General features: G+C 58.6%; 5 protein-coding genes. 3 read left to right on the forward strand and 2 right to left on the reverse strand.

Annotated features, from left to right (window positions below):
* The first annotated feature begins 8 nt into the window (after positions 1-8).
* From ACEN88_RS03795 to ACEN88_RS03805, 3 genes are all read left to right on the forward strand, one after another.
* Entirely contained in the window at positions 9-4,970 is a 4,962-nt protein-coding gene (locus tag ACEN88_RS03795; RefSeq protein WP_413337468.1) for an RHS repeat-associated core domain-containing protein, read from the forward strand.
* A gap of 2 nt (positions 4,971-4,972) precedes the next feature.
* On the forward strand, positions 4,973-5,425 hold the full coding sequence (locus ACEN88_RS03800; RefSeq protein ID WP_413337469.1) for a hypothetical protein: 453 nt from the start codon (positions 4,973-4,975) through the stop codon (positions 5,423-5,425).
* A gap of 161 nt (positions 5,426-5,586) precedes the next feature.
* Entirely contained in the window at positions 5,587-6,114 is a 528-nt protein-coding gene (locus tag ACEN88_RS03805) for a hypothetical protein (protein ID WP_413337470.1), read from the forward strand.
* A 162-nt stretch (positions 6,115-6,276) separates the two neighbouring features.
* On the opposite strand, the gene ACEN88_RS03810 is transcribed toward ACEN88_RS03805, so the two are convergent.
* Entirely contained in the window at positions 6,277-6,489 is a 213-nt protein-coding gene (locus tag ACEN88_RS03810; protein ID WP_413337471.1) for a hypothetical protein, read from the reverse strand.
* A gap of 161 nt (positions 6,490-6,650) precedes the next feature.
* Complete coding sequence (locus ACEN88_RS03815; RefSeq protein ID WP_413337472.1) at positions 6,651-6,968, reverse strand: DUF1496 domain-containing protein; 318 nt, start codon at positions 6,966-6,968, stop codon at positions 6,651-6,653.
* Positions 6,969-7,204 lie beyond the last annotated feature (236 nt).

Here is a 7,204-nt window from a genome sequence, read left to right on the forward strand (position 1 = left end):
AAACTTCCATGACCGAACCCACGCAAGCCCCGTCCAAGCCGGCCGAACGCGTGCCGGAAGTCGCAGTCGCTCCACTCAACACGATAGACCAGCAAGACATTGGCGCCGCTGCCGCCGCTTTTGACAAATGGTTGCGCAAGATCAGCTATGACTACGTCACGTTGGAGCGCCTGAGCACGGTCGCCGGTAGCCTGCCGGTGATCGGCAACATCATGGCGTTGATCGACGCCATCATGGACATGGTGGGGGTCATCCAGAAGTACATCGCCAAGAAAGAAATTGATTTCCTGGAATGGGTCAGCCTGGGCATCAACTTGATCGGCGTGGTTCCGTTTCCGCCGACGATGAGTGCCGCCCGCATGAGCCTGCGGCCCGCGCTGCACCTGGTCCGGCAAAAGCTGGCGCTGGGCGTCAAGGATATTGGCGCCGCCCTGATCGAGGTGCTGATCGCGCACCTCAATGCCACGCTGGCGGGCAAGATCGAGACCTTTATCGATGGTGCGATGGGCAAGCTGGCAGGGATGCTGGACGATTGCGCCCACCTTGCCGACGGCATTGCCGACGATCTGATCAAGATCCTCAACCGCTGCATCGGCAAGGAACCGCTTTTCGACGTGGCATCCCCTGCGGAAGTGGAAGACAAGCTGTACGACCCCAAGGTGAAAAGCAGCTGGCGCCGCATGCTTGGCGCCCTTGGTCGGCAGTACAAAAAGGCCGCGAACTACGCTGTCGCTGCGGCAGCCAGCCACCTGCCGCAGAGCGCAATAGCGGGCGTGACCGGTATCATCGGTCACTTGACCGACTTTAAGCCGGCGTTTCGCAGCAAGCTCGCCGCTCTGGCCGACGAACAGGCGCAGATGAGCATCCGGTGGATAATGATGCGGCTGCGCGACGCGGTCATCAAGCATAAGAAGCGGCATCCGGTGCTGGTCCCGTCAGCCAAGGGCGCGCATCACAACAAGAACAACCCCGGCCACGAGCTGGAGGCTGTCAGCCATCAAAGCCCAGCCAAGGGCGACGCTAACGTTTGCAAGCTGTGCCCCGCACCCGGCGGGACCGCGCATTCGATCAGCTTCGCCACCGGCGCCGAAACTTTTACACATACCGACTTCGTACTGGATGCGCCGCTCCCCATCGAATGGAGCCGCACCTACCGCAGCCAGCTGACCGCCTTTGACCGCGGCAATCTTGGCGCACGCTGGCTCACGCCGTACAGCACCCGCATCGACGTCGTTGGCCAAGGCAAGTCCGCCGCCCTGCTCTATCACGCAGCCGACGGCCGCAGCCACCGCTATCCGTGGCTGGCCATCGGCCAGCGGTACTACGACCCGGTCGAGCAAATCACGCTCACCCGCATGAGCATCAACCTCCTCGCGCTCGACTTCGGCAAGCCGCTGCCGGAAGGCGAACCCAGCCCATGGCGCGAAACCTACGAGCTGGTCGACACCGTGCGCGCCAAGGTCGCCGACCTGGGCAAGGAACATTTCCGGCTGATCGCCGTGCATGCCCGCGACGGCGCCGGACTTGGCCTGCGATATGACCACGTAGTCGCCGGCGAGCAGGTGCTCAGCGACATCATCAGCAAGCAGGGCGAGACCATCGTCGCCCATGCCGGCACCCAGGTCGACGCCGATACCGGCCACGTCCGCGCACTGTGGGAAATCCGGGACGGCAAACTGGTGCGCCAACTTGCCGCCTACGACTACGATGTCCACGGCGACCTGATCCGCGCGCAGGACGAGAACGCCGCCGCGTGGCACTACCAGTACGACCGACACCTCGTCACCCGCTACACCGACCGCACCGGGCGTGGGATGAACCTCGCCTACGACACCAGCATCGACAGCGGTGTCCACGCCAAAGCGATCCGCGAGTGGGCCGACGACGGCGGCTACGACACCCGGCTCGAGTGGGACAAGAACATCCGTCTGACCTACGTCACCGACGCGCTTGGCCACGAGACCCGCTACTACTACGACATCGCCGGCTACACCTACCGCGTCGTGCATCCGGACGGGCGCGAGGAATGGTTCTTCCGCGATGACGCCAAGAACGTCGTCCGTCACGTTCACACCGACGGCAGCAGCGAGCATTTCCGTTACGACGAACACGACAACCTGCTCACGCACACCCGTGCCGACGGCAGCCAGGTTCACTTCGAGTATGACGACCAGCACCGCGTCACCGGCATCCTCGATGGCGAAGGCGGCACCTGGAAGCGTGACTACAACGTCCAGGGTGATCTGGTCGAGGAAACAGACCCGCTCGGCAACAAGACCCAGTACGCGTACGACAAGGCCGGCCGGCCCGTCGAAGTCACCGATGCCAAGGGCGGCGTCAAGAAACTTGCCTATACGCCGGACGGCCAGCTCGCCAGCTACACCGACTGTTCCGGGCACAGCAGCCATTGGGAATACGATGACCGCAAGCGCCTGATCAAGCGCATCGACGCCGCCGGCAATGTGACCCGCTACCGTTACACGCCGCTCAGCGCCGAAACGCTGACGCAGGCACACGGTGAAGGCGGCAACCATCCCGGCCAACTCGAAGCCGTCATCCACCCCGACGGCAGCGAAGAGCAACTGCGCCACGACGCCGAAGGCCGGCTGCTCGCGCACATCGACGCACTGCAACGCACCACCGCCTACCGCTACACGGCGGCCGGACTGATCGCGAGGCGCACCGACGCGCTGGGACATAGCCTGGATTATCAGTGGGATGCGCTCGGCCGCCTATCCGCACTGGAAAATGAAAACGGCAGCGTCTATCGCTTCCACTACGACCCGGTTGGTCGCCTGCTGCAGGAACAGGGTTTTGATGGCAAGACCACCGAGTACCGCTACGACGAAGCCAGTGGCGTGCTGGCGGAAACCGTCGAAACCGGCCTGACCATCCGCCTCGACTTCGACCCCACGGGCCGGCTCGTGCAACGCCGGGCCGCAGCGCCCGGCCAGTCGGAGCAAATCGAAACATTCGCCTACAACGCCAACGGCCAGCTGGCCGAAGCGAAGAACGAACACGCCAGGCTGCAATGGTTCTACGACGCCGCCGGCAACCTGGTCCGCGAGCACCAGCATTACCAGGGGCCTTTCCATCCCGACAGGCGCACCGCGGTCTGGCACCACCACTACGACGAACTCAATCAGCGCACCGGCACCACCCGCCCCGACGGCCACCGCGTCGAATGGCTGACCTACGGCGCCGGCCACGTACACGGCCTCCTGCTCGACGGGCAGGACCTCGTCTCCTTCGAGCGCGACGCGCTCTACCAGGAAACCGGCCGCACCCAGATCAACGGCCTGTTGCAAACGATGAAGTACGATCCGGCCGGACGCCTGATCGAACAGCAACTCGGAATCATCGCGCAGGCCAGCCAGAAGGACCGGGATTTCTACCCCGACAAGTATCGCCCCGACGTCCAAGCCGGCATGCAAGCCGCGATCCTGCGGCGCTACCGTTACGACCCGTCCGGCCAACTGACCAGCCTGGAAGACAGCCGGCGCGGCCGCGTCGAATACCGCTACGACCCGGTCGGACGGCTGCTGGCGGCAAACAGCGTGTTGGGCCATGAAACCTTCGCGTTCGACCCGGCCGGCAACATCCAGGCAGCCGATATCGCGCAGCAGGAACCCATGGCCCGTTATGCCCCGCTGCCAAAGCTGCTGGACAACCTGCTCAAGGAATATGCCGGTGTCAGCCACCGCTACGACGAACGCGGCAACCTCGTGGAACGCGTGCGGAACGGCAAGCGGTCCGAATATGAATGGGATGCGTTTAACCGGATGACCCGCGCCACCACTTGGCATGGCGTCACCACCTTTGCCTACGATCCGCTGGGACGGCGTGTTGCCAAGCACAGCCAGGTGATGGAAGGCACTGTGTTCCGGGAGATGACCCGAACCATGTACGGCTGGGACGGCGACACGCTGGCGTTGGAAAGCAGCGTGCATCACGGCTACGCGGCAAGCGAACGAACGGTGCACTACGTGTATGAGCGCGACAGCTTTGTGCCGTTGGTGCAGGCCAGTCGAAGCCACGCCCTTCGGCTGGCGCCTACCACCGATGTGAAGGCGCTGATGGCGCGCAACGGCGGTAAGTACGATATTGCGCTTGATCCGCTATGGAATGGGGATTTTGAGCAGGAAACCGAACCGTTCGGTAAGGACGAGATCGCCTTTTATCAATGCGACCATTTGGGAACCCCGCAGGAGTTGACGGATTGCGAGGGCAAGGTCGCATGGTCGGCGCAGTACAAGGCGTGGGGGCAGGCGAAGCAGGCAATCAGCGACGCGGCGTACAAGGCCGGGATACACAATCCGATCCGGTTCCAGGGGCAGTACTTTGATGAAGAGACGGGGCTGCATTACAACCGGCACCGATATTACGATCCACTTAGCGGTCGTTTTGTGAGCAAAGATCCGATTGGATTGCTAGGTGGTTTCAATACTCATACATATGCACCGAACCCTATTCAATGGATCGATCCGCTGGGTTTGGCACCAAAGAAACAGAATTCCGTTAAGAACGGTTGCGCTAGTTGCGATCCATGTCAAGGCCATAACCCTGCTGCAATTGCGCAGTCGTGGCAAGGTCGTGATCCGTACAACGGCGTGGATAGCTATAGAAATGTTGTCGTGAAAAAGGGCACCGTATTTTATACGCTTTATCCGCATGGAGACGCACCGGGGAACTATTTAGTGAAATCCGACGTAGTAGTAGGTGCCCGCAATGCTAGGCAGTACAATGACTCGGTACAAGTTGCTCACAAGGGAAATTGGAAGCATCGAGATGCACGTCCTATGCGCACCAAAGTTCACGGTTATGTTCTTGCTAAGGATACTTGCATGGCAGTTGGTGTTGCAAAAAACAATCCAAACCTTGGAAATGGTGGCGCCACCCAATATTTTATAGAAAATAAAGATAAACCAAGCCTTGTAGATACAGGGCGAATTATTGCGTATGGGAATTAATAATGCATACTGTTAAATTAGACTTGAAGCACGGTTTGATTTTGGTTGATTCGTCATCCATAACGGTTGATGAAAAAGGCGTTCTAGCCGGATCTATCGCAAAACTATGTTCACCACCGATTCAAACAGATGAGGGGCGAACGCAATATCGTCTACTAAAAAAAGTCAGTGTTTGCGGAAAATCGGCAGATAGCGTGATTGAAGTTGGAGAAGGGAAAATATGCGCCGTTACGTTTTTGTTTGATTTGATTGAGTTTTTTGAGTCCAGTATTCTGGAGTCAAAAGTACTAAAAGCATGCGAGAAAACTTTAAATTTGAAGTTTTTAAGTAATCATCCAAGCGAGGCCTTTTTCAAATCCAGCGAATGGGGGCGGGCCACATTTTTTTACGATGCTAAGCAAGGCGATCTAAGTTTGGACATCAATTTCGAGCATCGGACAAACAAATTAAGTTAAAAGGCATGAGTTGTAAAAAATACGATCTGGTTCCTCCAGGGAAACAATTATTTATCGATTTTTCGCTCGCCAACTGGGCTCCATACAGCTTCGTTAGGCTGAGGATACTCAGAGCCTATTCCTCGAGCTATCTTTTAATTTGGCTCTTTTAAGGAACTTCAATGAAAAAAGTTTCACTGTCTCTAGTATCTGGCCTTCTGTTGTCCATACTGGCGTTCCCTGCCTTGGCTGACAAAAAGATACCAGAATCGGCGTTTTTCGATGCCGCAATTTGTAAACCACCTTATTCTTCCCGTCATGCTTTGGATATGTATAAGGCAGCCGAAAAATTGGGTAAGCCCGATCAGTCATCAGGGGCAGCAGTGTATCATCTTACGGCTCCCATAAAAAAGGACGGTTTTGTTGCGCAAGATGTCTTGTTTGCTGGTTCAACCATTGGCGTCCTTGTTGAGGGAAATGTCGCCGAAAAATTGGCTAAGCATTACAAATTAGTACCGCAGGATATCAATATTATTAATATGTCTGGCTTTGCACGCCAGCTACCGGACGCCCAGCAAGAAATGAAAGAACTAGGACTAATTTCTCTTGTCGCACTCAAGAGTAGTGCTTTCAAAGATAAGACCTTGCTGGCGTGTCAATTTGTCAGCAACGAAGACCGAAAGAACATGGAATTACTGAACGAAAACTAAGCCTGACATTGCGCTCAACCTGGACACCGTCCCTAACACGCAGCGTCAGTTAGCTCCTCGGAGAGTTCGTCGTGGTGACAGTTGGTGACAGGTGGCTTGGCCATGAAAACCCCCTGGTAAGCCGTGCAGCCCAGGCCGCACGGCCACCTCGGAGTGCCATGCTCACACCACCATCGGCCCCCCGATGTTCCCTTTGAATATCTCCATATTCAGCGAGAAATCGTCCACGGTGCCCGCAGTCCGCCCATCGACCAGCACGCTGATCGCCCGGCCGCCGCATACCCGCTTCATCTCGTCGATCGACAGCGAGCGCACGCGCGAGCCGGCCGGCGCCGTGCCGTCAAAGGCCAGGTCTTCGATAATCAATGTGTTCATGATGGTTCTCCTCGAATGGTTGGAAGTGGAACGGCGCGCATGTCACGCGCCCACTTCCCACCATGCATGGAGCATGCCACCTGCCACGTAACGGGCAGGCCGGCATTGACGGCGGTTTGTGTTGGTCCGGGACCAACACATCGCCTGAGACTGTTGGAAGATCAGTTCTTGCCGGACGATTTGGCCGCCACTTCGCGATACCGGGCTTCCGTCTCGGCCAAGCCTATGCGGGCCTGGACGAGCTGGGTCTGCATGCGTATGCGCTCCACCTCTTGCTGCACGCCTGAGAGTCCGGAGCCCTCTTGCGGTGCCCAGATCAAATCTCCGCCTTTGCCCGTGGCATTGCCGCGCGTGCACACGCGGCCATTCAACGCGGCCCCTTCGGAAAACTTCTGGTCCTGGTAAAAACAGTAGGATGGGTCGGCGGCCTTGGCGGGTCCGACGAAAACGACCGCCAATGCGGCGGCCGTGATGAACATTGATTTCATTGCGTTCCTGTTCAGGTAACGCCGCGCCCGCGCGCCCCCGCGCGGGCCGTGAGGGTTTAAAACCGAGGTGGGCGGGCTTGGGGAGCGGGGGGCCGGGTGGGAACACGGACCGCCCCAGTAGCCCGGGGGGGGGTGGGTGTACGGGGGGGGGCGTTTTTGTCGGTTTTTTGCCCGGTTTTTCCTATCGGGGGGGGCCTTCGGGGGGGGGGGGGGGCCCTGTTTGCGAA

It is taken from the genome of Massilia sp. CT11-108, from assembly GCF_047302915.1.
Classification (GTDB): Bacteria; Pseudomonadota; Gammaproteobacteria; order Burkholderiales; family Burkholderiaceae_D; genus Telluria; species Telluria orientalis.

Bases quoted from the DNA above. Each gene is read 5' to 3' on its own strand.
- ACEN88_RS03805 (WP_413337470.1), top strand. From the start codon at position 5,587: ATGAAAAAAGTTTCACTGTCTCTAGTATCTGGCCTTCTGTTGTCCATA.
- ACEN88_RS03815 (WP_413337472.1), bottom strand. From the start codon at position 6,968: ATGTTCATCACGGCCGCCGCATTGGCGGTCGTTTTCGTCGGACCCGCC.
- ACEN88_RS03810 (WP_413337471.1), bottom strand. From the start codon at position 6,489: ATGAACACATTGATTATCGAAGACCTGGCCTTTGACGGCACGGCGCCG.
- ACEN88_RS03795 (WP_413337468.1), top strand. From the start codon at position 9: ATGACCGAACCCACGCAAGCCCCGTCCAAGCCGGCCGAACGCGTGCCG.
- ACEN88_RS03800 (WP_413337469.1), top strand. From the start codon at position 4,973: ATGCATACTGTTAAATTAGACTTGAAGCACGGTTTGATTTTGGTTGAT.